The organism is Saccharothrix sp. NRRL B-16348, from assembly GCF_001280085.1.
In the GTDB taxonomy this organism is placed as follows: Bacteria; Actinomycetota; Actinomycetes; order Mycobacteriales; family Pseudonocardiaceae; genus Actinosynnema.
Window position 1 is genome coordinate 28,877 of record NZ_LGED01000035.1, and the last position, 26,531, is coordinate 55,407.

General features: G+C 71.4%; 20 protein-coding genes. 7 read left to right on the forward strand and 13 right to left on the reverse strand.

Annotated features, from left to right (window positions below; translation table 11 throughout):
• Positions 1-157: 157 nt before the first annotated feature.
• Together ADK67_RS06455 and ADK67_RS06460 are read right to left on the reverse strand one after the other, a co-directional pair.
• The gene (locus ADK67_RS06455) at positions 158-349 is read right to left on the reverse strand and encodes a DUF397 domain-containing protein (protein WP_053715463.1); all 192 of its coding nucleotides are present in this window, start codon (positions 347-349) and stop codon (positions 158-160) included.
• 17 nt (positions 350-366) lie between these two features.
• Entirely contained in the window at positions 367-1,215 is an 849-nt protein-coding gene (locus tag ADK67_RS06460) for a helix-turn-helix domain-containing protein (RefSeq protein WP_053715464.1), read from the reverse strand.
• Between the two features lie 167 nt (positions 1,216-1,382).
• Between ADK67_RS06460 and ADK67_RS06465 the strand changes: the two genes are divergently transcribed.
• The gene (locus ADK67_RS06465; RefSeq protein ID WP_053715465.1) at positions 1,383-1,706 is read left to right on the forward strand and encodes a hypothetical protein; all 324 of its coding nucleotides are present in this window, start codon (positions 1,383-1,385) and stop codon (positions 1,704-1,706) included.
• A gap of 174 nt (positions 1,707-1,880) precedes the next feature.
• Here ADK67_RS06465 and ADK67_RS06470 read toward each other — a convergent pair whose 3' ends face one another.
• The 3 genes from ADK67_RS06470 to gndA all read right to left on the reverse strand — a co-directional run bounded on the left by ADK67_RS06470 (position 1,881) and on the right by gndA (position 6,483).
• Positions 1,881-4,085 carry a SulP family inorganic anion transporter gene (locus ADK67_RS06470; protein WP_053715466.1) on the reverse strand — a complete coding sequence of 735 codons (2,205 nt, stop codon included), beginning with the start codon at positions 4,083-4,085 and terminating at the stop codon, positions 1,881-1,883.
• 316 nt (positions 4,086-4,401) lie between these two features.
• Positions 4,402-5,019, reverse strand: a complete 618-nt coding sequence (locus ADK67_RS06475) for a rhomboid-like protein (RefSeq protein WP_053715467.1) — start codon at positions 5,017-5,019, stop codon at positions 4,402-4,404.
• Positions 5,020-5,043: 24 nt separating this feature from the next.
• The gene (gene gndA, locus ADK67_RS06480; RefSeq protein WP_053715553.1) at positions 5,044-6,483 is read right to left on the reverse strand and encodes an NADP-dependent phosphogluconate dehydrogenase; all 1,440 of its coding nucleotides are present in this window, start codon (positions 6,481-6,483) and stop codon (positions 5,044-5,046) included.
• Between the two features lie 123 nt (positions 6,484-6,606).
• Here gndA and ADK67_RS06485 point away from each other — a divergent pair, with 123 nt between their 5' ends.
• Positions 6,607-7,614 carry a LacI family DNA-binding transcriptional regulator gene (locus ADK67_RS06485; RefSeq protein WP_053715468.1) on the forward strand — a complete coding sequence of 336 codons (1,008 nt, stop codon included), beginning with the start codon at positions 6,607-6,609 and terminating at the stop codon, positions 7,612-7,614.
• 166 nt (positions 7,615-7,780) lie between these two features.
• Positions 7,781-9,658 carry a ricin-type beta-trefoil lectin domain protein gene (locus tag ADK67_RS06490; protein ID WP_053715469.1) on the forward strand — a complete coding sequence of 626 codons (1,878 nt, stop codon included), beginning with the start codon at positions 7,781-7,783 and terminating at the stop codon, positions 9,656-9,658.
• Positions 9,659-9,905: 247 nt separating this feature from the next.
• Here the strand turns inward: ADK67_RS06490 and ADK67_RS06495 are convergent, their stop codons facing one another.
• Positions 9,906-10,508 carry a LysE family translocator gene (locus ADK67_RS06495; RefSeq protein WP_053715470.1) on the reverse strand — a complete coding sequence of 201 codons (603 nt, stop codon included), beginning with the start codon at positions 10,506-10,508 and terminating at the stop codon, positions 9,906-9,908.
• A gap of 59 nt (positions 10,509-10,567) precedes the next feature.
• Here ADK67_RS06495 and ADK67_RS06500 point away from each other — a divergent pair, with 59 nt between their 5' ends.
• Positions 10,568-11,074: an Lrp/AsnC family transcriptional regulator gene (locus ADK67_RS06500; RefSeq protein WP_053715471.1), complete on the forward strand. Its 507-nt coding sequence runs from the start codon at positions 10,568-10,570 to the stop codon at positions 11,072-11,074.
• Positions 11,075-11,096: 22 nt separating this feature from the next.
• Entirely contained in the window at positions 11,097-12,482 is a 1,386-nt protein-coding gene (locus ADK67_RS06505) for a pyridoxal phosphate-dependent decarboxylase family protein (RefSeq protein WP_053715472.1), read from the forward strand.
• On the opposite strand, the gene ADK67_RS06510 is transcribed toward ADK67_RS06505, so the two are convergent.
• The 3 genes from ADK67_RS06510 to pyk are packed head-to-tail and all read right to left on the reverse strand — an operon-like array spanning position 12,472 to position 15,438.
• Complete coding sequence (locus ADK67_RS06510; protein ID WP_063797522.1) at positions 12,472-13,032, reverse strand: Uma2 family endonuclease; 561 nt, start codon at positions 13,030-13,032, stop codon at positions 12,472-12,474. The two genes, ADK67_RS06505 and ADK67_RS06510, sit on opposite strands and share 11 nt — an antisense overlap.
• A 49-nt stretch (positions 13,033-13,081) precedes the next feature.
• Complete coding sequence (gene tesB / locus ADK67_RS06515; protein WP_053715474.1) at positions 13,082-14,005, reverse strand: acyl-CoA thioesterase II; 924 nt, start codon at positions 14,003-14,005, stop codon at positions 13,082-13,084.
• 8 nt (positions 14,006-14,013) lie between these two features.
• Entirely contained in the window at positions 14,014-15,438 is a 1,425-nt protein-coding gene (pyk, locus tag ADK67_RS06520) for a pyruvate kinase (protein WP_053715475.1), read from the reverse strand.
• 82 nt (positions 15,439-15,520) lie between these two features.
• On the opposite strand from pyk, the gene ADK67_RS06525 reads away from it, so the two are divergent.
• A complete protein-coding gene (locus tag ADK67_RS06525; RefSeq protein ID WP_157619972.1) occupies positions 15,521-15,868 on the forward strand; it encodes a VanZ family protein in 348 nt (115 codons plus the stop codon).
• On the opposite strand, the gene ADK67_RS06530 is transcribed toward ADK67_RS06525, so the two are convergent.
• The gene (locus ADK67_RS06530; protein ID WP_053715555.1) at positions 15,843-16,499 is read right to left on the reverse strand and encodes a DUF2461 domain-containing protein; all 657 of its coding nucleotides are present in this window, start codon (positions 16,497-16,499) and stop codon (positions 15,843-15,845) included. The genes ADK67_RS06525 and ADK67_RS06530 overlap by 26 nt on opposite strands.
• Before the next feature lie 93 nt (positions 16,500-16,592).
• Here ADK67_RS06530 and ADK67_RS06535 point away from each other — a divergent pair, with 93 nt between their 5' ends.
• Positions 16,593-18,527, forward strand: coding sequence for a helicase-associated domain-containing protein (locus ADK67_RS06535; protein WP_053715476.1), 1,935 nt, complete (start codon positions 16,593-16,595; stop codon positions 18,525-18,527).
• A gap of 152 nt (positions 18,528-18,679) precedes the next feature.
• On the opposite strand, the gene ADK67_RS06540 is transcribed toward ADK67_RS06535, so the two are convergent.
• The 3 genes from ADK67_RS06540 to dctA all read right to left on the reverse strand — a co-directional run bounded on the left by ADK67_RS06540 (position 18,680) and on the right by dctA (position 26,449).
• Positions 18,680-20,185: a glutamate synthase subunit beta gene (locus ADK67_RS06540; RefSeq protein WP_053715477.1), complete on the reverse strand. Its 1,506-nt coding sequence runs from the start codon at positions 20,183-20,185 to the stop codon at positions 18,680-18,682.
• Positions 20,178-24,716: a glutamate synthase large subunit gene (gltB, locus tag ADK67_RS06545; protein ID WP_053715478.1), complete on the reverse strand. Its 4,539-nt coding sequence runs from the start codon at positions 24,714-24,716 to the stop codon at positions 20,178-20,180. Before gltB ends, ADK67_RS06540 begins: the two co-directional genes overlap by 8 nt.
• Before the next feature lie 362 nt (positions 24,717-25,078).
• Positions 25,079-26,449 carry a C4-dicarboxylate transporter DctA gene (gene dctA / locus ADK67_RS06550; RefSeq protein ID WP_231648047.1) on the reverse strand — a complete coding sequence of 457 codons (1,371 nt, stop codon included), beginning with the start codon at positions 26,447-26,449 and terminating at the stop codon, positions 25,079-25,081.
• Positions 26,450-26,531 lie beyond the last annotated feature (82 nt).

The window sequence follows — 26,531 nt, forward strand, 5'->3', positions numbered from 1 at the left end:
GCACTCGGAGTGCAGGCTAAGGGGAGTCCACCGCAAACACGCGGGCGGGCGCATCGGACCGGGGTCTGACCGGCCGCCAGACCATGGTCGTACGGGAAGGTGGTCGAAAGTCGGGGACGCGCCCTAAGGCACGTCCCCGAGGTGAACGGACCGGCGGTCAGAGGGCGTCGAATGCGCCGTTCTTCGCGGCGCCGACGAATCGGGACCACTGCGCGAAACCGAAGTCCAACCCGCCGCGCGCCCGGTCCTTCGAATCACGCACACCGGCCCCGTTCTGGTCGAGCGCGATTTCCACGCACTCCGGACCACCCGCGGACGACCGCGTGCTCTTGCGCCACTGGCGTTGCATGGCAGTTCACCTCGGATTCAGGCGAGCTCGCGCGCCACCCGCCCGATCAGCGCGGACGATGCATCCGGGTCGAGCGATTCGGCGCTGAGCCGTGCGAACATGTCGGCATACCTGGCGACGTCCGAAGGCTCTTCCCAATAGACGTCGCCCTTCGGACTTTCGATGTATACCACGGCCGGATCCGACTGATCGGGAAACGACAGGATGACGAACGGACCGTCCATCGCAGCGTGACCGCCCGCCTCGAAAGAGGCCACCTGGAGAGTGATATTCGGCAGTTTTCCGACCTCGTTGAGTCGCGCCAACTGCTCGGCCATCACCTCCGGGCCGCCTACCAACCTCCGCAAGGCTGCCTCGTCCACGACCACGTGCAGGCACAGCGGGTCGTCCGCCAGCAGCAGCGCCTGGCGCGCCTTGCGCAGCTCGACCCGGCGGTCCACCTCGGCCGGCGCGGCGTCCGGCAGCACGGCCCGGATCAACGCCCTGGTGTACGCCTCGGACTGGAGCAGCCCCGGCACCATGAGGCCCTGGTAGGTGCGCACCCACTCGGCGTCGGCCTCGAACCCGACGTAGCGGCCGGGCGCGATGTCGCCGAACTCGTCCCACCACGCCCGGCGCCGCGCGTCACGGGCCAGCTGCACGAGCCCTTCGGCCGTGGCCGGGTCGGCGCCGTAGGCCGACAGCATGTCGCGGACGTCGCGCGGTGTGACGCCGACGCGGCCGGTCTCGATGCGGCTGATCTTGGACGCCGAGCACTCCAGCCGCTCCGCGACGTCCTCGATGGTGAGGTCGGCCGCCTCGCGCAGCCTCCGCAGCTCGCTGACCAGCCGTCGCTTGCGCAGCGTCGGGCTGCTGCCCCGTGGCATCCGGACACCTTTCGTCGACGGCCCCGACCCGGGGGCCGCAGCCCAGTCTGTGGCCGGGCGCTGATGGAGCAAAGTGACGTCATCCATTCGTGTACTGCAACTTGCAGACGGCCGGACGCGGTAACAGGCTGCGTGGAGCACACCGCCCCAGGGAAGGAGCGCTGAAGGTGTCCACCACCGTCTTCAGCCAGCTCGACCGGTCCCTCCGAGAACACCTGGCCACGCTGGTCCGCCTCGCGTCGACCGGCGACGACGAGACGGCGGTCGAGCTGGCCCGCTGCGAACTGCCCAGGGTGGTGACCGCGGTCAAGGCGCTGCTGGACGAGCACACGCCCGACGAGCACGGCCGCTGCCCCACGTGCCGCACCCGCCGCTGGAGCCGCCGCCTGCCCTCGCCGTGCCGGGCGTACCTCGGCGCGCAGCTGGCGCTGACGGTGGGCGGCGACGAGCCGTCCGGCAACCACCGCAAGCACCTGCGCAGCGTCGGTTAGCCCCAGCCCGGTCGGGCGACGCGCCTCCCCCGCAATCGAGCCCCACCAGCGCCGCCCGACCCGATCCGAGCCGATGGAGAACCGGCCCCGCGCCCCCGACCGGGACCGGTTCGGCGTCGAGGCTCGGCACGGGGTGGTCGGTCCGGTGAGGGGGCCGACCACCCTGTGGTGAACTCAGACGCAGACGGGCTCGAGGCCGTCCCGCTCCGGGTCCACCAGGTACACGCGCGCCGCCGAGATGTCGAAGTACATGCCGACCAGGCGCAGCGACCGCGTGGCCACCGCCTCCCGCACGCTCGGGTACGCCATCAGGTTGTCCAACTGCTGCGCCACGTTCGCCACCGACAGCCGTTCCACCACCGGCAGGTCGGACTCGCCCGCGTGGAACCGGATCAGGCTCGGCTCGACCGCCTTGAGCCACGTGTGCAGCTGCGTGCCCGGCCGGGTCGAGCCGTGCACCACCGCCTTCATCGCGCCGCAGTCCGAGTGCCCGCACACCGCGATCGTCTCGACCGCCAGCACCTCCACCGCGTACTCGATCGCCGCGCCGATCGAGTCGTCGCCGTCCAGCGGCACCAGGTTGCCGATGTTGCGCACGCAGAACAGGTCGCCCGGACCGCTCGTGGTGATCAGGTTGGGCACCACGCGGGAGTCGGCACACGTGATGAACAGCTGGCGCGGGCGTTGGCCTCGCGCGGCCAGCTCCGCCAGGAACGGGCGGACCAACGGCGCGGTGCTGCGCTCGAACTCGCGCATGCCGCGGATCATCGGGTCGGCGTCCGCGCGCGGCCGGGGCACGGTGACGTGCCGGTGGCGCTGCCAGTGCGACCACGGCGCGAACCACCTCGGCAGCGGCGACAGCGGCGTCTTGCGCAGCGCGGGTATCCCCTTCATGGCCTTGCTGAACCAGGTGTCGTGCACCTCGTCCACCTCGACGTGGCCGCCCAGCCGCTCGTAGCCGACCCGCCAGTCGTCGATCACCTCGTACGCGGCGTGGTCGAGGAAGTCGATGTGCAGCTCCAGCACCACGCGCTGCCCCAACGGGATGGCGCGCAGCCCGCGCACCAGCCGCCCGGCGCCCAGGAACACCAGCGAGCCGCGGATCACCACGCGCACACCGTCCGGCTCCTGCTCGATCCGCACCGACGACCGGGTCAGCCGGTGCAGCGACCGCAGCGCCGCCGCCGCGACACCCAGCAGCACGCCTTCCACCAGCCCGAGCGCCACCACGCCCACCGCGGTGACCGCGTACGCGGAGAACTCGCCGTGCCGCCACAACGCCCTCATCCGACGCACGCTGACCAGCCGCGCGCCCACCACCAGCAGCACGCCGCCCAACGCCGCCAACGGGATCAGCTCGAGCACCCAGCCGAGCGCGAGCACGAACACCGCGATCCACAAGCCGTGCAGCACGGTCGACGCACGGGTGCGCGCGCCCGCGGTGACGTTGGTCGAGCTGCGCACGATCACGCCGGTCACCGGCAGCCCGCCGAGCGCGCCCGCGACCGCGTTGGCCGTGCCCTGGGCGACCAGCTCGCGGTCGAGGTCGGCGCGCGGCCCGTCGTGCAGCTTGTCGACCGCCACCGCGGACAGCATCGACTCGACGCTCGCCACCACGGCCACGGTCAGCACCGCGAACACGACCGCGCCGAAACCGCCGGACGGGAACTGCGGCAGCACGACCTGGCCGAGCGGGTCGTCGGGCAGGTCGACCCGCGGCACGTCGAACCCGACCGTGGCGAGCGTCGCCACCAGCACGGCCACCAGCGGCGCGGGCACGACCGACGCGCGCGGCACCCGCGGCCACAGCACGAGCGCCGCCACGGCGAGCGCGCCGACCAGCAGGGCGGGCCACCGGACCTCGGTGGTGACCAGCCGGGCGAGGTTGTCGAACACGGACGTGGCCGCCGTGCCGCCGAGGACGACGGCGAGCTGCCCGATCGCGATGCTCAAGCCGATGCCGGCGAGCATCCCGTGCACCACGGCGGGCGAGAGGGACAGCGCGACCCGGCCGAGCCGGCACAGGCCGAACGCGATCTGCACGGCGCCCGCGGCGAGCGTGATGGCCGCCGTCGCGGCCCAGCCGTACTCGGCGATGAGGCCCGCGGTGATCACCACCATGCCCGCCGCGGGCCCGCTGACCTGCAACGGCGCGCCGGACAACGCGCCCGCCACGACACCGCCCACGACGGCGGAGATCAGGCCGGCCATCAGCGGCGCGCCGGTCGCGGCGGCGATGCCGAGCGAGAGCGGCACGGCGATCAGGAACACCACGACGGAGGCGGGCAGGTCGTGCCGCAGCACGGCCGCGAGTCCGCCCGGAGGGCCTGCCGTGGTGTGCTCGCCCGCGTGGGACTTGTTGGGGCGCGGTCGGTTCATGTCGGGTCCTTTCGAGCGCGAGAGGTCGTCGCCCCGCGCGGCGCGCGGGGTGTCGTCGATCGCAGAGGGGTGCCTAGCGCCGTGCTAAGGGCGGCAGCAGGCGCGGCCAGAAGGCGTCGAGTCGGAACTCGGCCCCGGCGCGGTGGTGAGGGTTCGCCACGGTGGCACCTCCGTGTCGGCACAGGGGAACGTGTCGGCACAGCCCGCGTCGCACAGGTCGCGTCCACACCATGATGACTGAGGAAGTGTCAGGTCTGACAGCGGTTCCACCCGGTCGTGTTGATCACGAGCGCGGTGGTCACCCCTGGTGACGGACCTACCGGCCGACCGCCGCGTAGGCGCGCCGGACCGCGACCGTGCCGCCGCACAGTCCGAAGAGGACGGCCGCGACCTGGCCCACCGCGGCGAACTCGGGCGCCGCGCCGAACCACTCCGCGCTCGCCAACGGGTACGCCACGAGCAGCGCCGGCCACGGCACGCGCAGCACCACCGGCCCCAACACGGTGATGCCGCCCGCCGCGGCGAACGCCACGTAACCGGGACCGACGTCGACCACGTGGGTCAGGTCGGTCGGGTAGACACCCGAAGAGATGACGAACGCCGTCACGAGCGTCGCGCCGACGTGTCCGAGGAGGACGACCGCCACCGCGCGCCAGGGCCCGGCCTCGCGTTCCAGCACGCCGAGGCAGACCGCCACGCCGACGAGGGCCAGACCGGTGGCCACCAGGCCGTCGCCGGCGGGGTCGAGCACGAACGCGCTGCCCAGCAACGCGTTGACCGGGTGGTCGGCGAGGTTGGCCGCGTTCGTGCTCAGCGATTCCCGCACCTGCGCCGACATCCCGTCGGCGAACACGAACCGCGTCAACAGCGCGAGCACCGCCACGGCCGACAGGTAGCCGGCCGTGACGGGGTTGCGGCGGAAGCGTTCACGCACCCGGCCATGATCGGGCCGGTGGTCTCAGGCGTCCACTTGAGACCTGTCACCCGACCAGAGGGTGTGGAAGCTGCCCTCGCGGTCGGTGCGGCGGTAGGTGTGCGCGCCGAAGAAGTCGCGCAGGCCCTGGATCAGCGACGCGGGCAGCCGCTCGGAGCGCAGCCCGTCGTAGTACGCCAGCGCGGACACGAAGCCGGGCGCGGGCACGCCCGCGGTCACCGCCTTCACCGCGACCCGCCGCCACGCCGCCTCGGCCGACTTCACCGCGTCGCGGAAGTAGTCGTCCACGAGCAGCGACGCCAGCTCCGGCGCCTTGTCGTAGGCCTCGCGGATGCGGTCGAGGAACCGGGCCCGGATGATGCAGCCGCCGCGCCAGATCGTGGCCATCGCGCCCAGGTCGAGGTCCCAGCCGTACTCGGCGCTCGCCGCCCGCATCTGGTCGAAGCCCTGCGCGTACGCCACGACCTTGGACGCGTACAGCGCCTGCCGCACGTCCTCGACCAGCGAGTCGTCCGCGCCGCCCGCGACCTCGGCGGGCCCGAACGCCTCCCGCACCGCCTGCCGCTGGCCCGCCCGACCGGACAGCGACCGCGCGAACACCGCCTCGGCGATGCCGGTCACCGGCACGCCCAGCTCCAGCGCCTCCTGCACGGTCCAGCGGCCGGTGCCCTTCTGCTCGGCCTCGTCCGCGATCACGTCCACCAGGGCGGCGCCGGACTCGACGTCCACGTGGCCGAGCACCTCGGCGGTGATCTCCACCAGGTAGGACTCCAGGTCGCCGGTGTTCCAGCCGCGGAACACCTCGGCCACGTCGGCGGGCGCCAGGCCGCCGACCCGGTGCAGCAGGTCGTAGGCCTCGGCGATGAGCTGCATGTCGGCGTACTCGATGCCGTTGTGCACCATCTTCACGAAGTGCCCGGCGCCGTCCGGCCCGACGTGCACGCAGCACGGCACGCCGTCGACCTTGGCCGCGATGTCCTCCAGCACCGGCCCGAGGTGCTGGTAGGACTCCTTCGACCCGCCCGGCATGATCGACGGGCCGTTGAGCGCGCCCTCCTCGCCGCCGGAGATGCCCGCGCCGACGAAGTGCAGCCCGGCCTCCTTCAGCGCGGTCTCGCGGCGGCGCGTGTCGGCGTAGTGGGCGTTGCCGCCGTCGATCACCATGTCGCCGGGCTCCAGCAGGGGCACCAGCTCGTCGATGACGGCGTCGGTGGGGCCGCCCGCCTTGACCATGATGATGATCTGGCGTGGCGTCTGGAGGCTCGCGACGAGCTCTTCCAGCGTCTCGGCGGGCACGAAGTCGCCTTCGTGGCCGTGGTCGGCGATCAGCGCTTTGGTGCGGGCGTGGCTGCGGTTGTGCACGGCGACGCGGTAGCCGTGCCGGGCGAGGTTGCGCGCCAGGTTGCTGCCCATGACGGCGAGCCCGGTGACGGCGATCCGCGCGGGTGCCTCGGAGGTGGTCATCTGCACAGCCTGCCGAAATCCGCGCCCGCGCGCACCTGTCCGGCACCCCTGGGCGCCCGTTGCGCACTGCGGCGTCGATCACCCCTGTAACATCGTGAAACAGCAGTGGAACGGGGGGCGCGGATGGCCAGGGCGACGGTGCGGGACGTGGCGCGGGCGACCGGGCTTTCCATCGCCACGGTGTCGCGCGTGCTCAACGGCCAGGCCAACGTCGCCGAGCACACCCGCGAGCTGGTGCTGCGAGCCGTGGCCGGGTTGGGCGCGGAGGCGCCGCGGGCGCGGGGCGCGAAGCCCGCCGGCCCGATCTACGTGCGCTGCCCGTACCTGCTCACCGACTACTTCGGGCTGATCGTCTCCAGCGTCGCCGAGACGCTGGCGCTGCACCACCGCCAGGTCGTGCTGAGCGCGGGCGTGTCGGCGCGGCGGGAGACGGTGCTGCCGGGGCTCGCGGCCCGCTCGGACGTGGGCGGCGCGATCCTGATCCTGCCGCCGGAGCCGGCCGAGGAGCTGGTCCGGCTGCGGGACCGCCGGTTCCCGTTCGTGGTGGTCGACCCGCGCACCGAGCTGCCGCGCGACGTGGCGTCGGTGTCGGCGGCGCACTTCGCGGGCGCGCGGCGGCTCATGGCGCACCTGGTGGAGCTGGGCCACCGGCGGATCGGGATCATCGGCGGTCCCGGCGACTGGCTGGCGAGCGACGGCAGGCTCGCCGGGTACGCGGCGGCGTTGTCCGACGTCGGCGTGCTGCCGTCGGCGGAGCTGCTGCGGCACGTGGACGAGCCGACCGAGGAGAACGGCCACCTGGTCGCCCGTGACCTGCTCGGCCTCGCGGACCGGCCGACGGCGCTGGTCGCGTTCAACGACAAGATGGCGGTCGGCGCGTTGCGCGCGGCCCGCGAGCTGGGCCTCGACGTGCCGCGCGACGTGTCGGTCGCCGGTTTCGACGACCTCGACCTGAGCCGCGCGACGCGGCCGGAACTGACCACCGTGCGGCAGCCGTTGCAGGAAATGGGCCGGCTGGCCGTGACCCTGCTGATGCGCCTGCTCGACCGGCACGAGCTGGAGGCGCTGCACGTCGAGCTGGCCACGGAACTCGTGGTCAGGGCGTCCACCGGGCCCGCGCCGCGCGCCTGAGGCTCCCGCGTTTCACGGTATTTACCGGTATTCACCGGTCTGAATGCACGACCTTGACACGGGTTCGGCAGCATTGTTTCCTTTCACCTGCGGACAAGTTCCACAAATGTTCCAGTTTGTTTCAGACTGTCGACCCCTGCCCACAACGTCGTGAAAGGAGTCCGGGGTGCCCTCTTCCCACCGTCGGGCTTTCGTCAGCGCCGGCATAGCCGTGATCACCGTCGCAGCCGCCCTCGCCGCCTCGCAACCGGCCGCGGCCGCCGGCGAGACGGTCAACGTGTACCTGACCACCACCTCCGACAGCGGCGGGCGCACGGTCACCCGCGGCCTCCAGCAGCAGCCGTCGATCGCGTTCAACTCCAACGGCGGCAGCGCGAACCACACCATCACCGTCAACGAGGGCACGACCTACCAGCAGTTCGAGGGCGGCGGCGCGTCGATCACCGACACCACCGCCTACCTGCTGCGCGGCGGTCCCGTCTCGACCGCGACCCGGGACGCGGTGATGCGCAAGCTGTTCCACCCGGTCGACGGCATCGGCCTCTCGTTCGTGCGCAACCCGATCGGCGCGTCCGACCTGTCCCGCCCGGGCCACGTCTCGCTCGACGACACGTGCTGCGACCTCAACGACTGGGGCGCGAACGGCTACGACACCAACGTGCGGCTGCTGACGCAGCAGGCCAAGCAGCTCAACCCGCAACTGCGGGTGAAGGGCGTGCCGTGGAGCGCGCCGGGCTGGATGAAGGACAACGGCCGGATGGACCAGATGGGCTGGCTCAAGTGGGAGTACGCCCCCATGTACGCCCAGTACTTCGTGAAGTACGTCCAGGCTTATCAAGCGGCGGGCATCCCGGTCGACTACGTGTCCGTGCAGAACGAGCCGAACTGCTGCCAGGCCTCCAACCCGACCGCGATGAACTACCCCGGCATGAGCTGGAACCCGGCGGGCCTGGTCGAGTTCACCAAGAACAACCTCTACCCGGCGTTCCGCGCGGCGGGCATCAACACCAAGGTGCTGGTGCACGACTGGAACTACGGCGACTACGCCAACTTCGGCTCCGGCGTGCTCAACGACGCGGGCGTGCGCAACGACCCGCTGTTCGGCGGCATCGCGTGGCACGGCTACTTCGGCGACCCGGCGGTCGGCACGCAGGTGCGCAACCAGTACCCGAACGTGAAGCAGTTCAGCACCGAGCACTCCGGCGGCACGTGGATCTCGAACCAGCACAACGAGGACATGGCCGACATCGTCAACTACGCCCGCAACTGGAGCTCCAGCCTGGTGAAGTGGAGCCTCGCGCTGAACCAGGACATGGGGCCGCACAACGGCGGCTGCGGCACGTGCACCGGTCTGATCACCGTGCAGGAGGGTGGGTCGCGGGCCGGCCAGGTCGACTACACCGTCGAGTACTACACGACCGGTCACCTGACGAAGTTCGTCCGGCCGGGCGCTTACCGGATCGACTCGACCGCCAACGGCACCGTGCAGAACGTGGCCTACCGCAACCCGGACGGCTCCAAGGCCCTGATCGCGCACAACGGCGGCACGTCGTCCCAGTCCGTCCGGGTGAACTGGGGCAACCAGTCGTTCACCTACACCCTGCCCGCCCGCACCTCGGCGACGTTCACGTGGCAGGGCACGCCCGGCAACGGGGGCGGCACGGGCGGCGGCGCGATCACCGGCTTGGCGGGCAAGTGCGTCGACGTCGCCGGCGCGAGCAGCGCGGACGGCACGGCCGTGCAGCTGTACACGTGCAACGGCACCGCGGCGCAGCAGTGGTCGCGGCCCGGCGACGGCACGCTGCGTGCGCTCGGCAAGTGCCTCGACATCAAGGACCGCGGCACGGCCGACGGCGCGCAGTTGCAGCTGTGGAGCTGCGCGGGCGGCGCGAACCAGCAGTGGACCTACACCTCCGGCCGCGACCTGGTGAACCCGGCGACCGGCAAGTGCGTCGACGTCACGGGCAACACCAGCGCGGACGGCACCAGGCTCCAACTCTGGACCTGCACGGGCGCCGCCAACCAGAAGTGGACCCTCACCTAACCACCCGCGTGTCGAACGTTCAGAACGCGCGTGTCGAACCTTGCGGTCGCGCGTGTCCTACGTTCAGAACGCGCGTGTCCTACGTTCCGGTACCCCGAGTTCAACGCTCAGAACAGTCGCCCGTGTTCTGAGCGTTGAACACGGGTGTTCTGAACGTAGGACACGCGCGACGCGAACGTAGGACACGCGTGACCTGAGTGTTCGACACGCGCGACTTGAAGGTTCGACACGCGGGTGGGCGGGGCGGTTATGTGGCGAGTACGGAGGCGGCCATGCCGATCAGGGCGGTGCCGCACAGGCGCTCGAACACCGGCCGCACCTTCGGTCGGGACAGCAGCGCCGACAGCCGACCCGCCAACGGCACCACCACGGCCCAGAAGCACGCGAACACGCCCACCGCCACCGCCGAGAGCAGCGCGGCCTGCGGCAACGGCGGCGACGCCGGGTCCATGGCCTGCGGCACGAGGCTGAGGAACGTCAGCATCACCTTCGGGTTGAGCAGGTCGCACAGCACGCCGCGCAGGAACAGCGACCGGTCCGACTTGGGCGCCCGCCGGATCGGCCCACCGCGCCGCGCCGCCCGCAACGTGGCGATGCCCAGGTGCACCAGGTACAGCGCGCCCACCGCCTTGACCACGAACAACGCCGCCGGCGCCGCCGCGACCAGCGCGGACAGCCCCACCGTGGCCAGCAGGGCGTGCACCAGCAGCCCGGTGACCACGCCCGCCGCCGTCAACGCCCCGTACCGCACGCCGCGCACGGCGTTGCCGGTGACCAGCACGAAGTCCGGGCCGGGCACGACGGTGATCACGACGAGGGCGAGCAGGAACGAGGTCCAGGCGATGTGCACGGCCGCATCCTCGGCGATCCGTTCGGGTCCATTCCACCTGACGGTTACAGTGTTCGGTTGTGAGCGGAACAGCCGAACTGGATTCGGTCGACTGGCTGATCCTGGAGGCGTTGCAGAACGACGCGACGCTGCCGAACCGCAGCCTGGCCGAGGCGGTCGGCATCGCGCCGTCGACGTGCCTGCAGCGCGTGCGCCGGCTGCGCGACCTCGGCGTGATCACCGGGTTCCACGCCGTGGTCGACCCGCGGACCACCGGGCTGCCGCTGGAGGCCGTCGTCTCGGTCAACGTGCGGCCGCACACCAGGCCGGTGGTGGCGGCGTTCCGGCGGTTCGTGATGGCGCAGCCGGAGACGCGGTCGTTGTTCCACGTCAGCGGCCAGGCGGACTTCCTGGTGCACATCGCGGTCGCCGACAGCACGCACCTGCAGGCGTTCCTGATGGACAAGATCGCCTCGCGCACGGAGGTGCGGAACCTGACCAGCTCGGTGGTGCTGGAGCGGGTCGAGACGCGGGCCCTGACGCCGCCGGACGACCAGCGCCCGACCCACCGCAGGAGACGCGTCTAGTTGACGCGGATAGATTTCCCGCATGGACCCTGACGAGTTCCGCCGGATCGGCCACGAGGTGATCGACTGGATCGCCGACTACCGCTCGCGCGTCGAGGACTTCCCGGTCAGGTCGCCGGTCGAGCCCGGCTGGGTGCGGGGGCAGCTGGCCGGGCTGCCCGAGCGCGGCGAGGGGTTCGACGGCCTGCTCGCGGACCTGGACCGGGTCGTGCTGCCGGGCACGACGCACTGGCAGCACCCCGGCTTCTTCGCCTACTTCCCGTCGAACGCCTCCCTGCCGTCGGTGCTCGGCGACCTGCTGTCGTCCGGGCTGGGCGTGCAGGGCATGTTGTGGTCCACCTCGCCCGCCGCGACCGAGGTCGAGCAGCACCTGATGGACGAGCTGGTGGGCGCGCTGGGCCTGCCGTCGTCGTTCGTGGGTGGCGGTGTCATCCAGGACACCGCGTCGTCCGCCGCGCTGGTCGCGATGCTCGCCGCCCTGCACCGCTCGTCGGGCGGGAAGTGGCGGCAGTCCGGGGTCGACGGCGCCGAGACGGTGTACGTGTCGTCGCAGACGCACTCGTCGCTCGAACGGGCGGCGCGGATGGCGGGTCTCGGCGAGCAGGCCGTGCGGGCGATCGAGGTCGACTCACGGCTGGCGATGAGCGTCGACGCGCTGGCGTCACGCATCCGGTCCGACGTGGAGGCGGGTCGGCGGCCGGTGATGGTGTGCGCGACCGTCGGCACCACGGGCACGGGCGCGGTCGACCCGGTGCGCGAGATCGCCGCGTTGTGCGCCGAGCACGGGATCTGGCTGCACGTGGACGCGGCGTGGGCGGGCCCGGCGGCGCTGTGCCCGGAGTTCCGGGACCTGTTCGACGGCGTGGACCAGGCCGACTCGTTCACCGCGAACGCCCACAAGTGGATGCTGACGGCGTTCGACGTGTCCCTGTTCTGGACGTCCCACCCGGACGTGCTGGTCGACGCCCTGACGATCCTCCCGGAGTACCTGCGCAACACGGCGACCGAGTCGGGGGCCGTGGTGGACTACCGCGACTGGCAGATCCCGCTGGGCCGCCGGTTCCGGGCGCTGAAGCTGTGGTCGGTGCTGCGCTGGTACGGCCTGGAGGGCGTGCGCGAACACCTGCGCGGCCACGTGGAGCTGGCGGCACTGCTCGAATCGTGGGTCGAGGCGTCCGACGACTGGGAACTCGTCGTCCCCCGCTCGCTCTCCCTGCTGACCATCGCCCACCGCGCCGGCGACGAGGCCACCCGCGAGGCGATGGACCGCGTCAACGCGGCCGGCGACGCCTTCATCACCCACACCGTCGTCAACGGCCGGTTCGCCGTCCGCGTGGCGATCGGCGCGGAGTCGACGAAGGAACACCACGTCCGCGCGCTGTGGGACGCGCTGCGGCTCAAGGGTTGATCAGCGTGGAGAGGTCGACGGTGATCGGGAAGGGCTCGGGAATCTCGACCTTTCCGATCCCCTGCGCGATCTGCTTGTACCTGCCGGCGACCAGGCTGTAAGCGATGAGCGTGGCCGGCTCGTCGAGCTCGACCACCCAGTAATGCGGGATACCGACCTTGGCGTACTCGATCGGCTTGAAGACGCGGTCTGTTCGGCCCGTTCCCGGCGACACGATCTCCACCGCCAGTCGCAGGTCATCGGGGTTGAACCGGCTCGGGTGCTCCCAATAGCGCTCGGCCGGCACCACTACGACGTCGGGTGCACGGAGCGAGAGCGGCGGCCCGGGGTCGATCACGACATCGACATCCTGGACCGCCACCATTCCCGAGGGCAATTGCTCCTTGAGGCAGCTCCGGAGGTTCGCCATCGCCACTTGGTGCTTCGGTGCCGGCCTTGGGGCCACCAGCAAGACTCCTTCGACCAGCTCATACCGATGCGACTTGTCCTCGGGGAGCGCGTCCCAATCCTCAAGGGTGAGCAAGCGGTCGGGCCAAGGCGAAACGCTCATCAGACCCACCTCCCATGACCTCTGTTGACTGCGCAGCGTAGCTGGTCGATTACAGGACCCGGAGAAGGCCCTCCTGGACCACGGTAGCCACCAGTTGGCCGTCGTGGCTGTAGAAACGGCCCGTGGCCAGCCCGCGCGCGCCCGAGGCCGAAGGGGAGGCGCAGTCGTAGAGGAACCACTCGTCGGCGCGGAACCGGCGGTGGAACCACATGGCGTGGTCCAGGCTCGCGCCCAGCACCTTGTCCGTGCCCCAGTACACGCCGTGCCGCACCAGCACCGAGTCCAGCAACGTCATGTCCGACGCGTACGCCAGCACGCACACGTGCAGCAGGTCGTCGTCCGGCAGCTTGCCGTCCGCCCTCATCCACACCCGGCTGCGCGCCTCGCCCGGTCCGTCCTCCCGCGCACGCCACGGCGGCTCGGTCACGTACCGGATGTCGATCGGCCGCGGCAGGCGGGCCATGCCGATCTTCTCCAGGTACCCCTCCGCCGACTCGGCGTACGTGGGCAGCGAGGACGGCGCCGGCACGACCGGCATCGGCTCCTGGTGGTCCAGGCCCGGCTCGTCCAGCTGGAACGACGCCGACAGGGTGAAGATCGCCTTGCCGTGCTGCACGGCGACGACGCGGCGGGTCGTGAAGGACCGCCCGTCGCGGACGCGGTCCACCTCGTACACGATCGGCACGCTCGGGTCGCCGCCGCGGATGAAGTACGAGTGCAGCGAGTGCACCCGGCGCTCGGGTGGCACGGTCCGCCCGGCGGCTACCAGCGCCTGGCCGGCCACCTGCCCGCCGAACACCCGGACGGGCGACTCGGCGGGTGAGACCCCGCGGAAGATGTTCTCCTCGATGCGCTCCAGGTCGAGCAGCGCGACGAGTCGGTCGAGCACGGGCTGCCCGTGGGGCACGCCGTCGGCGTCCAGTGGAACGTCCGAGAACTCGGCGGTCGCCGCGGCACGGGCAGCCTCGGTCACGTCATCTCCTAAGCGTGGTCGTCCTCCCCCAGGCGGTGCACCCGGATGAGGTTCGTCGAGCCGATGGTGCCAGGCGGCGAGCCTGCCACGACCACGACGAGGTCGCCCGGCTGGTACCGGCCGATGTCGATCATCGACAGGTCCACCTGGCGGACCATCTCGTCCGTCGAGTCCACCTTAGGCACCAGGAACGTCTCGGTGCCCCAGGTGAGAGAAAGCTGACTGCGCACGCTGGGCTCCGGCGTGAACGCCAGCAGCGGCAGCGGGGTGTGCAGGCGGGCCAGCCGCCGCACGGTGTCGCCGGACTGGGTGAACGCGACCAGCGCCTTCGCGTTCAGCCGCTCGCCGATGTCACGCGCCGCGTACGAGATCACGCCGCGCTTGGTGCGCGGGACGTGCGTCAGCGGCGGGACCGCGGTGGACTCGGTCTCCACGTGCTCGATGATGCGGGCCATCGTCTTGACCGTCTCGATGGCGTAGCGGCCGACCGACGTCTCGCCGGACAGCATCAGCGCGTCGGCGCCGTCGAGCACCGCGTTGGCCACGTCGGAGGTCTCGGCGCGGGTCGGCCGGGAGTTGGTGATCATCGAGTCGAGCATCTGGGTGGCCACGATGACCGGCTTGGCGTTCTCCCGCGCGATCTGGATCGCGCGCTTCTGCACCAGCGGCACGTACTCCAGCGGCAGCTCGACGCCCAGGTCGCCGCGGGCGACCATGACGCCGTCGAAGGCGAGCACGATCGCTTCGAGGTTGTCGACCGCCTCGGGCTTCTCGATCTTGGCGATGACCGGCCGGCGGCCGTGGCCCACGCGGTCCATGACCTGGTGGACCAGGTCGATGTCCGCGGGCGAGCGCACGAACGACAGGGCGATGAAGTCCACGCCCAGGTTGAGGGCGAACTCCAGGTCCTCGATGTCCTTCTCGGACAGCGCGGGCACGGACACGTCCATGCCGGGCAGCGAGAGGCCCTTGTTGTTGCTGACGGGACCGCCTTCGGTGACCTCGCAGACCACGTCCGGCCCGTCGATCTCGGTGACGGTCAGGCCCACCTTGCCGTCGTCCACCAGCAGCCGGTCGCCCGCCTTGGCGTCCTGCGCCAGCTGCTTGTAGGTGGTGGAGACCCGGTCGTGGGTGCCCTCGACGTCCTCGACGGTCACCCGGACGATGTCACCGGTGCGCCACTCGACGGGGCCGTGGGCGAACCGGCCGAGCCGGATCTTCGGTCCCTGGAGGTCGGCCAGGATGCCGACCGCGCGGCCCGACGCATCGGCCGCGTTGCGGACGAGGTCGTAGACCTGCTTGTGGTCGGCATGGCTGCCGTGGCTGAAGTTCATCCGGGCAACGTCCATACCGGCCGCCACCAGCTCGTTGACCTTGTCCTCGGTCGCGGTGGCAGGACCCATCGTACAGACGATCTTCGCGCGTCGACTCACGTCTAGTCAGAGTAGTCCCTGTCACTGGACCGATCAGGATGTACCGGGAAGTAATCTCCGCGAAACAGGCAGAATCGGCCCCGTGGGCCCCAGAATCCTTCCGTTCGTGGTCGCGGTGTTGCTCAGCGTCATCGTGCTGTTCACCCCGGCGTCAGGTGTGCCCACGGCGCCGCCGGGCACCGACAAGGTGGTGCACTTCCTGCTGTTCGCCCTGCTCATGGGCACCGGGAGGTACGCGCGGCTGCCCGCCGGGCCGCTGGCCGCGACCCTGATCGGTTACGCCGCGGTCTCGGAAGTGTTGCAGTGGCTCATCACCGTCCTGAACCGCGGCGGGGACCTGCTCGACGCCCTCGTGGATGTCGCCGGCGTCACTGCCGGCTACCTCGTCACGCGGCGCCGGGCGGTCAGCGGCGGAAGCCGACCTCGGTGATGCCGATGTGGTCGGCGCACCAGTCGACGAGCGTCGAGGCCTGGCGCCAGGCCTCCCGGACCCGGTCCAGGCAGCCCGGCTCGTGCAGCACGTCGTCGGGCGGCCACACCTTCGCCACGTAGAGGCGCTTGTGCTTGAGCAGCTCGATCCGGGGGTGCTCGGGGTCGAGGCCGCGCGGCGCGCGCTTGAGCTTGTCTCCACGCAGCTCCCAGCCGGCCTTGGTGAGCTTCGCCAGCACCTTCTCCAGCGCACGACCGCGCACGTCGTCCGAGACGGACTCGCGGTAGCGCGCGAGCTGGTCGGACGCCATGGCGAACGACCCGCCGGCCACGAACACGCCCTCGGTCCCGATCTGCACGTAGTGCGCGCCGCCGCCGCGGCCGAGTTCGACCACTCCGCCGCAGTGGTCTTTGTAGGGCGTCTTGTCCTTGCTGAACCGCACGTCCCGATAGGGCCGAAAGACCTTTCCCTTCCCGAACTCGGGCTCCAGCGCGGCGAGCAACGCCTCCATGGGCGCGCGGACATCACGCTGGTAGACGTGCTTGTGGTCGTCCCAGTAGGCCTTGGAGTTGTCGGCGACGAGTCCGTCGTAGAAGTCGATGGCGTGTTCGCCGAACCCGGTGAATTCCACGGCACACAGCTTACGTTCGTCCATTCGTGGCTCATTCGAACGCTCTATGACAGTGCATCACCGAGTGGTCACGTCCTGTGCATAATCGGCCGGGTGGGTAGGAAAACGGCGCTCGCCGGCTGGCTGCGCGAGCTCGACGCGGCGGAGATCCGGGGCATCTTGGCGTTGCGCAAGGACGCCGCCGACCGCAGACCCCACTCGCTGCGGGCGCTGGCGGACGAGTTGACCTCGACGGCGTCGCTGCGCGCGGCGGTCGACGGGCTCGACCAGGCGTGCCGGGACGTGCTGGACACCGTGCTGCGCCTGGGCGACGAGGCCGGTGTGGAGGTGCTGGCGGAACGGTTGCGCTGCAACGGGAAGGCGTCGCGGGCGGAGCTGAAGCGGGTGTTGGGCCAGTTGCGCGCGAGGGCGCTGGTCTGGCCGGCGGAGGGGCGGCTGGTGAGTTCGCCGGGGTTGCGGCTGCTGGAGGACGAGCCGCCGCGCCGCATCACGCCCGCGCCGCGCACGCCGCGTCGTGCGCCGCAGCACCGGGGTTTCGCCGACCGGGCCGCGATCACGCCCGCCGCGTCCACTGTGGACGGCGTGACGCGGCTGGTCGACCTGTGCGACGTCGAGCAGGTGGCGTGCCGCGGGGTGATGGGGTTGCGCGAGCTGCGGCGGCTCGCGGGCGCGCTGCGGGCGGACGAGAGCCGGACGCGGCTGTGGATGGGGTTGGCCCTCGAGGCGCGGTTGCTCGCGGTGGACGACGGCAGGCTGGTGCCGACAGTGGGCTCGGACCCGTGGCGGGCCGCGTCGCCCGCGGAGCGGCTGACCGCGTTGGCGGAGGCGTGGCCGCGGCTGACGTGGACGCCGGGCAAGCAGCGGTCCGCGTCGGACTCGGGCGAGCGGACCAGGCGCGGCCTGTTGGAGCGGTACGCGCGGCTGGACGAGGACGAGGCGTTCGAGCACCGGCACGAGGTGGTGGCCGACCTGGTGTGGGCGCGGCCCGCCGTGCACGGTCGGGCGGCGACCGAGGCGGCGTTGGTGGAGGCCGAGTCGGTGGGGCTGGTGGCGTTGGGTGCGGCGACCGCGTTGGGCCGCGCGGTGCTGGCGGGCGGGGTGGCCGAGGTGGCTGGCCGGTTCGTGCCGCCCGCCGCGGCCACCGCCCACCTGCGGCCGGACCTGAGCGCCGTGGTGGCCGGGCTGCCGTCACGGGAGCTGAGCGCGGTGCTGGACCTGGCGGCCGACGGCACGGCGCGCGGGTGGCGGTTCACCGGCGCGAGCGTGCGGCGGGCGTTGGACGCGGGGCACGAGCCGGACGCGTTGCTGGCGCGGTTGGCGTCGGTGGCCGAGCACGGCGTGCCGCCGACGTTGGCGCACCTGGTGCGCGAGGTGGCCCGGCAGCACGGGCGGATCACGGTGACGCCGGTGGCGTGCTGCGTGCGGACGGAGGACCCGGTGCTGTTGAGCGAGATCGCCGCGCACCGGTCGTTGGCGCAGCTTTCGTTACAGCCCTTGGGTCCGACGGTGCTGGCGTCGGCGAAGCCCGCCACGGAGACGTTGGCGTTGCTGCGGGCGGCCGGTTACGCGCCGACGACGTCGGCGGTGGACGGCACGGCGGTGGTGGAGCGGGTGCCGAAGCGTCGCGTCGAGCTGCCGCCGCCGCGTGCGGCGACGGGCGGGTGGCGTGCGCCGCTGACCGGGCAGGAGCTGGCGAAGCTGGCGGCGGCGCTGGTGGAGCGGGAGCGGCCGAGACCGAAGTTCGTGCTGCCGCCGGTGGAGTCGCAGCGGATCGGCACGGTGCGGCTGCTGCGCGACCAGTCGCTGGTGCTGCGCGATTCGGAGGTCGTGCTGCTGGCGGACGCGCTGGTGAGCCGCACGTCGGTGGAGATCGCCGTGGCGAACGGCCCGCGGAGCACGGTGAAGCACGTGATCACGCCCGTCGACCACGCGGCGGGCAACCTCAAGGCCAACTGCGCGCCCCGCGGCGAGCACCGCGAGTTCCTGGTCAGCCGCATCCGCTCGGTGCGCGCGGTGACCGGCGTCTGACGGGGCGGCGCGGTCAGAGGTCGCAGGGGATCCGGACGAAGGCGGGGTTCGGCATCCCGTGTTGCGGGCCGGCCGGTCGGGGAGAAGCAAGAGGCCGCCCCGACGTCGTTGTCGGGGCGGCCGGGTATCCAGCTAACGGCGGTCTATGGGGGTCACACCACGGCGAGCGGGAGCATGTTGGGGATCACCGGGGACGGCAGGTCGGACGAGCCGGTCAGGTAGCGGTCCACCGCGTTGGCCACCGAACGGCCCTCCGCGATCGCCCACACGACCAGCGAAGCGCCCCGGTGCGCGTCGCCGCAGACGAACACGCCGGGCGACTGGGTCTGCCAGTCCGAGCCGCACGAGATCGTGCCGCGCGAGGTGAGCTGGATGCCGAGCCCGTCGAGCAGCGGCATGTGCTCGACGCCCTCGAAGCCGATGGCCAGCAGCACCAGGTCCGCCGGCAGCACCTCGACCTCCTCGGACGTGGGCACGACCTGGCGGCGGCCCGAGGCGTCCTTCTCCACCCGCACCTTGCGCAGCTGGATGTGGCGCACGTGCCCGTCCTCGTCGCCGACGAACTTCTCGACCGCGACGGCGAACTTCCGCTCACCCGCCTCCTCGTGCGCGGGGTAGGTGCGCAGGATCCACGGCCACACCGGCCACGGCGACCTGTCGTTGTCCCGAGTGGACGGTGGCATCGGGTACTGGTCGAGCTGCAGCACGGAAGCCGCGCCCTGCCGGGACGCCGTGCCGTAGCAGTCCGCGCCGGTGTCGCCGCCGCCGATGATCACGACGTGCTTGCCCGCCGCGTCGATCTCCGGCGGCCCGTCGCCCTCGCACGCGCGGTTGGCGGGCACCAGGTGCTCCATCGCCAAGTGGATGCCCCGCAGCGAACGGCCGGGCGTCGTCGTGTCGTCACGGCCGCGCAGCGCGCCGACCGCGAGCACCACCGCGTCGAACTTCGACCGCAGCTCCTCGACGGTCAGGTCGACGCCGACCTCGCAGCCGGTGACGAACTTGGTGCCCTCCTTGCGCAGCTGCGCGAGCCGCCGGTCGAGGACCTTCTTCTCCATCTTGAACTCGGGGATGCCGTAGCGGAGCAGCCCGCCGAGCCGGTCGTCCCGCTCGAACACGGTGACCTCGTGGCCCGCCCGCGTGAGCTGCTGCGCCGCCGCCAACCCGGCCGGGCCGGAGCCGACGACCGCCACCCGGCGGCCCGACGACACCTGCGACTGCGTCGGCCGCACGAGCCCCTGGTCCCACGACACGTCCGCGATGGCCTGCTCGACCCGCTTGATCGCGACCGCGCCGCCCGCGTCGTGGCTGATCGACAGCACGCACGCCGCCTCGCACGGCGCGGGGCACAGCCGGCCGGTGAACTCGGGGAAGTTGTTCGTCGCGTGCAGCCGGTCCGACGCCGACTCCCAGTCGCCCCGGCGCACCAGGTCGTTCCACTCGGGGATCAGGTTGCCGAGCGGGCACCCGGCCGACCCGGAGTGGCAGAACGGGATGCCGCAGTCCATGCACCGCGTCGCCTGCGTCCGCACCTCCGCGTCGCGCTGCTCGGCGGGGACGTCGAGGTACACCTCGTCCCAGTCGGACAGCCGGTCGGCGGCGGGCCGCTTCTTCGGCTCGGAGCGGGAGTGCTTGAGGAAACCGTACGGGTCAGCCACGGGAGGCCTCCATGATCGCCTGGTCGACGTCCCTGCCTTCCGCGCGGGCGAGCCTCATCGCTTCGAGCACGCGCTGGTAGTCACCGGGCATGACCTTGGTGAACGACGCGGAACGCCGGGGCCAGTCGCCGAGCAGCGACGCGGCCACCGCCGAACCGGTGAGCTGGTGGTGGCGTTCCACCACTTCGCGCAGCCAGCGCAGGTCTTCCGCACCGGGCCGCTGCAGCTCGACCTGGGCGGTGTTGACCGCCGCCGGGTCGAGTTCCAGCACGTACGCGATGCCGCCGGACATGCCCGCGGCGAGGTTGCGGCCGGTCGGCCCGAGCACCACGGCCCGGCCGCCGGTCATGTACTCGAACGCGTGGTCGCCGACGCCCTCGGCCACGGCCAGCGCGCCCGAGTTGCGCACGCAGAACCGCTCGCCGACCCGTCCGCGCAGGAAGATCTCGCCGGACGTGGCGCCGTAGCCGATCACGTTGCCCGCGATGACCTGCCGTTCCGCGGCGAACGGCGCGTCGGGGTGCGGTCGCACGACGATCCGGCCGCCGGACAGGCCCTTGCCGACGTAGTCGTTGGCGTCGCCGATCATCTCCAGCGTGATGCCGCGCGGGATGAACGCGCCCAGCGACTGGCCGGCCGAGCCGGTGAACGTCACGTGGATCGTGTCGTCGGGCAGGCCGTCGCCGCCGAACCGGCGCGTGACCTCCGCGCCGAGCAGCGTGCCGACGGTGCGGTTGACGTTGCGCAGCGGCAGTTCCAGCCGCACCGGGCGGGCGTCGTTCAGCGCCGCGTCGGCGAGCTGGAGCAGCGTGCGGTCCAACGCCTGCGCCAGGCCGTGGTCCTGCTCGCGGACCTTGCGCTTGGCCGTGCGGTACGGCGTCTCGGGCACCTCGAACACCGGCGACAGGTCGAGGCCCGCCGCCTTCCAGTGCTCGATCGCCTCGTCGGTCTTCAGCAGCTCGGCGTGGCCGACGGCCTCGTCGATCGTGCGGAAACCGAGCGACGCCAACAGCTCCCGGACCTCCTCGGCCACGAAGTGGAAGAAGTTCACCACGTGGTCGACCTGGCCGGTGAAGCGCTTGCGCAGCTCCGGGTTCTGGGTGGCGATGCCGACCGGACAGGTGTCCAGGTGGCAGACCCGCATCATCACGCAGCCCTCGACGATCAGCGGCGCGGTCGCGAAGCCGAACTCCTCCGCGCCGAGCAGCGCGGCCACCACCACGTCGCGGCCGGTGCGCATCGCGCCGTCGACCTGCACGGTGATCCGGTCGCGCAAACCGTTGAGCAGCAACGTCTGCTGGGTCTCGGCGAGGCCGATCTCCCACGGCGTGCCCGCGTGCTTGAGCGAGTTCAGCGGCGACGCGCCGGTGCCGCCGTCGTGCCCGGAGATCAGCACCACGTCCGCGTGCGCCTTCGCCACGCCCGCCGCGACCGTGCCGACGCCGACCTCGCTGACCAGCTTCACGTGCACGCGGGCCTGCTCGTTGGCGTTCTTCAGGTCGTGGATCAGCTGCGCCAGGTCCTCGATCGAGTAGATGTCGTGGTGCGGCGGCGGCGAGATCAGGCCGACGCCCGGCGTGGAGTGCCGGGTCCGCGCGATCCACGGGTACACCTTGTAGCCGGGCAGCTGGCCGCCCTCGCCCGGCTTCGCGCCCTGCGCCATCTTGATCTGGATGTCGCTGGCGTTGACCAGGTACTCGCTGGTGACGCCGAACCGGCCGGACGCGACCTGCTTGACCGCGCTGCGCCGCTCCGGGTCGTACAGGCGCTCCGGGTCCTCGCCGCCCTCGCCGCTGTTGGACCGGCCGCCGAGCCGGTTCATCGCGATGGCCAGCGTCTCGTGCGCCTCGGCCGAGATCGACCCGTACGACATGGCGCCGGTGTTGAACCGCTTGACGATCGAGGAGACCGGCTCGACCTCGTCGATCGGGATCGGCGCGCGGCCCTCGGCGGCGAACGAGAACAGGCCGCGCAGCGTGCCGCCCTGCCGGGACAGCCGCTCCACCTCGTCGGTGTAGCGCCGGTACACGTCCCGCTTGCCGGTCTTCGTGGCGTGCTGGAGCAGGAACACCGTCTCCGGCGTGAACAGGTGCAGCTCGCCCTCGCGGCGGTAGGCGTACTCGCCGCCCACCTCGAGCCTGCGGTGCACCCGGTCGGTCGGGTTGTCCGGGTGGGCGCGGCGGTGGCGCAGCGCCACCTCCTCCGCCAGCACGTCCAGGCCCGCGCCGCCGAGCTTCGACACCGTGCCGGTGAAGTACTCGCCCAGCAGCTCCTCGGACAGGCCGACGGCCTCGAACACCTGCGCGGCCGTGTACGCGCCGACGGTCGAGATGCCCATCTTCGACATGATCTTCAACGTGCCCTTGACCAGCGCGGTCACGTAGTTCCGCACGGCCTTGCGCGGCTCGATCCCGGTCACCGCGCCGGTGCTGATCATGTCTTCGATCGTCTCGAACGCCAGGTACGGGTTCACCGCGGCGGCGCCGTAGCTCAGCAGCGCGGCGATGTGGTGCACCTCGCGGGCGTCACCGGTCTCCACGACCAGCGCCACGCGCAGCCGCTCCTTGGTGCGCACCAGGTGGTGGTGCACCGCGGAGACCAGCAGCAGCGACGGGATCGGCGCCATCCGGTGGTCGGAGTCGCGGTCGGACAGCACGAGCGTGCGGGCGCCGTTCGCGATCGCCTCGGACGCCTCCCGGCGCACCCGCTCGATCGCCGCCGCCAGCGCCGCGCCGCCACCGTCCACCTCGTACAGTCCGGACAGGACGGTGCACGCGAAGCCCGGCAGGTCGCCGTCGTCGTTGATGTGGATGAGCTTGGCCAGCTCGTCGTTGTCGATCACCGGGTAGGTCAGCTTGATGTGCCGGCAGCTGACCGGGCCGGGCTCCAGCAGGTTCTGCTCCGGGCCCATCACCCGCGACATGCTGGTGACGATCTCCTCGCGGATCGAGTCCAGCGGCGGGTTCGTGACCTGGGCGAAGTTCTGCACGAAGTAGTCGTAGAGCAGCCGGGAGCGCTGCGACAGCGCCGCCACCGGGGTGTCGGTGCCCATCGAGCCGAGCGGCTCCGCGCCGTTGGTGGACATCGGGGCGAGCAGGACGCGCAGCTCTTCCTCGGTGTAGCCGAACGTGAGCTGCCGCCGCACCACGGACTCGTGGCTCTGCACCACGTGCTCGCGGTCGGACAGGTCGGCCAGCTCCAGCAGACCCGCGTGCAGCCACTCGTCGTAGGGCAGCTCCTCGGCCAGCTTCGCCTTGACCTCGTCGTCCTCGACCAGGCGGCCCTCGACCGTGTCGACCAGGAACATCTTGCCGGGCTGGAGGCGACCCTTGGCCACCACCTGCTCCGGCGGGACGTCCAGCACACCGGTCTCCGACGCCAGCACCACGCGGCCGTCGGCGGTCTGCCACCAGCGGGCCGGGCGCAGGCCGTTGCGGTCGAGCACCGCGCCGACCAGCGAGCCGTCGGTGAACGTCACGCACGCCGGACCGTCCCACGGCTCCATCAGGCTCGCGTGGAACTCGTAGAACGCGCGGCGCTTCGGGTCCATCGAGGTGTGGTTCTCCCACGCCTCGGGGATCATCATCAGCACCGCGTGCGGCAGGCTCCGGCCGCCCAGGTGCAGCAGCTCCAGCACCTCGTCGAAGCTCGCCGAGTCCGAGCCCTCCGGGTGGCAGATCGGGAACAGCCTGGTCAGGTCGCCCGGGATCAGGTCGGAGGCCAGCAGCGCCTCACGCGCCCGCATCCGGTTCCGGTTGCCCCGCACCGTGTTGATCTCACCGTTGTGGGCGACGTACCGGAACGGGTGCGCCAGCGGCCACGACGGGAACGTGTTGGTGGAGAAGCGCGAGTGGACCAGGGCGATCGCGCTGGCCAGCCGCTCGTCGCGCAGGTCGGGGAAGAACGCGGGCAGCTGGCCCGTGGTCAGCATGCCCTTGTAGACGATCGTCCGGGACGACAGCGACGGGAAGTACGTGCCGACGTCCGCCGCCGCGCTCTCGTGCTCGACCCTCTTGCGCAGGGCGAACGTGAGGCGGTCCAGGGCGACGTCGCGCCGGTCGGTCGCGCCCTTGACGAGCAGCATCGCGAAGTGCGGCATCACCGACCGGGCGGTCGGGCCCACGCCCGCGTGCTCGGGCGCCGTGGGCACGTCGCGCCAGCCCAGGACGACCAGGCCCTCCTCGGCGGCGATCCGCTCGGTCAGCTCGACGGCCTTCGCGCGCGGCTCCTCGTCGAAGGGCAGGAACGCGATGCCCGCCGCGTACGCGCCCGGCTCCGGCAGCTCGAAGTCCAGCACCTGCCGCAGGAACGCGTCCGGCAGCTGCAGCAGGATCCCGGCGCCGTCGCCGCTGGTCGGCTCCGCGCCGGCGGCGCCTCGGTGCTCCAGGTTGGCCAGCGCGGTGAGCGCGTCGACGACGATGTCGTGCGAGCGCCGGCCCTTGATGTCGGCGACCATCGCCACACCACAAGCGTCACGTTCCGCGGCGGGGTCGTAGAGCCCCTGCGGGGACGGGATGGCGGAGAAGATCACTGCGCAGACCTCCTTCGTCGTCCTTGGTGAAAGAACGAGTCCTCGTGTCCAGGTCCTGGAATCCGGGTGCTGGGCACGGGACGACGATGGCCCGCGTGTTGACGAGACTTTAACAGTCGCGAAACGGATCCACACCATCCTTCGGGTGATCTCGATCGTCGACCGGTAACGATTCGGCCGGTTCGAACGATACCCGGGCCGGTCTTGTTACGCGTTGGTAAGCATAACGGAGGAGCGGTCGCCGCGCGCGTTGGTGAGAGCCAGCCGACACCGCCGGCCGCGCGCCGACTTCGGACGTAACCGCAGGTGAGCCCCCGTGCCGCCGGTTGAAGGCCGACGACTCGGGGGCTCACGGGCCTGCTTCAGCGGGTGACCGCGCCTACGGGCTCACGCTCCGTGACGTCATCGTCACCGTGCTGCTCTTCGAGCAGGGCGTCCACGTCGACCTGACCCGGGTTGTCCAGCACCTCGCGCAGCCGGTCGCGGTCCAACTGGCCCTGCCACCGTGCCACCACGAGGGTGCCGACACCGTTGCCGATGACGTTCGTGATCGCCCGCGCCTCGGACATGAACCGGTCGATGCCCACGATCAGCGCGATGCCGACCGCCGGGATCGCGCTGTTGCCCTCGAACGCGCTCAGCGACGCCGCCAGCGTGACCAGGCCCGCGCCCGTCACGCCCGCCGCGCCCTTGCTGGCCAGCAGCATGAACAGCAGCAGCCCGATCTGCGTGCCCAGGCCAACGTCCGTGCCCGTCGCCTGGGCGATGAAGATCGCGCCCATGGTCAGGTAGATGCACGTGCCGTCCAGGTTGAACGAGTAGCCGGTCGGGATCGTCAGGCCCACCACCGACTTGTCCGCGCCCGCCGCCTCCAGCTTCACCAGCATGCGCGGCAGCACCGTCTCCGAAGAGGACGTGCCGAGCACGATCAGCAGCTCGTCCTTGATGTACCGGAGGAACTTGAAGATCGAGAACCCCGCGTACAGCGCCACACCGCCCAGCACCACGAGGATGAACAGCAGGCACGTCGCGTAGAACGAGCCCATCAGCCACGCCAGCTTGCCCAGGATCGAGCCGCCGAACTTGCCGATGGTGTAGGCGATGCCGCCGAACGCGCCGATCGGCGCCGCGTACATGACGATCTTGATGACGCCGAACATCACCTTGGCCGTGGTGTCCAACGCGGACACCACCTTCTCGCCGCGCTTGCCCATGCCCGCCACGGCCACCGCGACCAGGATCGCGATCACCAGCACCTGGATCAGCTGACCGTCGGTGAACGCGCCGAGGAACGACTTCGGCACCAGGCCCAGGATGAAGCCCGTGACGCCGGTCTCGGCGGTCTTCGCGTCGGCCAGCGTCTTCTCCGCCGCGCCGTCGTTGATCGGGATGGACGCGCCGTGGTGGCCCGGCTGGACCAGGTTGACCACGATGAGGCCGATCGCCAGCGCGACCGTCGTCATCGCGGTGAAGTACAGGATGGTCCGCAGGGCCAGGCCGCCCGCCTTGGCGAGGTTGCCGAGGCCCGCGATGCCCACCACGACGGTGCAGAAGATCGTCGGCGCGATGACCACCTTGACCAGCGCGATGAAGAAGTCGGCCATCCACTTCATGCCCGACGCCTGCGCCGGGAACGCGTACCCGACGACCACGCCGAGCACGATCGACACCAGCACCCAGAAGTAGAGGTGCTTGTAGATCGGTTTGCGCTCACGTGCTTGCGCGCTGACCACGTCTCCTCCAAGGGGGACCATTGCCTGCCGGCGGTAGGGGGTTGGTTGGTGATCCTGAGCACAGGCCGCGGACACGACAAGG

Bases quoted from the DNA above. Each gene is read 5' to 3' on its own strand.
- ADK67_RS06455 (WP_053715463.1), bottom strand. From the start codon at position 349: ATGCAACGCCAGTGGCGCAAGAGCACGCGGTCGTCCGCGGGTGGTCCG.
- ADK67_RS06460 (WP_053715464.1), bottom strand. From the start codon at position 1,215: ATGCCACGGGGCAGCAGCCCGACGCTGCGCAAGCGACGGCTGGTCAGC.
- ADK67_RS06470 (WP_053715466.1), bottom strand. From the start codon at position 4,085: ATGAACCGACCGCGCCCCAACAAGTCCCACGCGGGCGAGCACACCACG.
- gndA (WP_053715553.1), bottom strand. From the start codon at position 6,483: ATGACCACCTCCGAGGCACCCGCGCGGATCGCCGTCACCGGGCTCGCC.
- ADK67_RS06485 (WP_053715468.1), top strand. From the start codon at position 6,607: ATGGCCAGGGCGACGGTGCGGGACGTGGCGCGGGCGACCGGGCTTTCC.
- ADK67_RS06505 (WP_053715472.1), top strand. From the start codon at position 11,097: ATGGACCCTGACGAGTTCCGCCGGATCGGCCACGAGGTGATCGACTGG.
- ADK67_RS06510 (WP_063797522.1), bottom strand. From the start codon at position 13,032: ATGAGCGTTTCGCCTTGGCCCGACCGCTTGCTCACCCTTGAGGATTGG.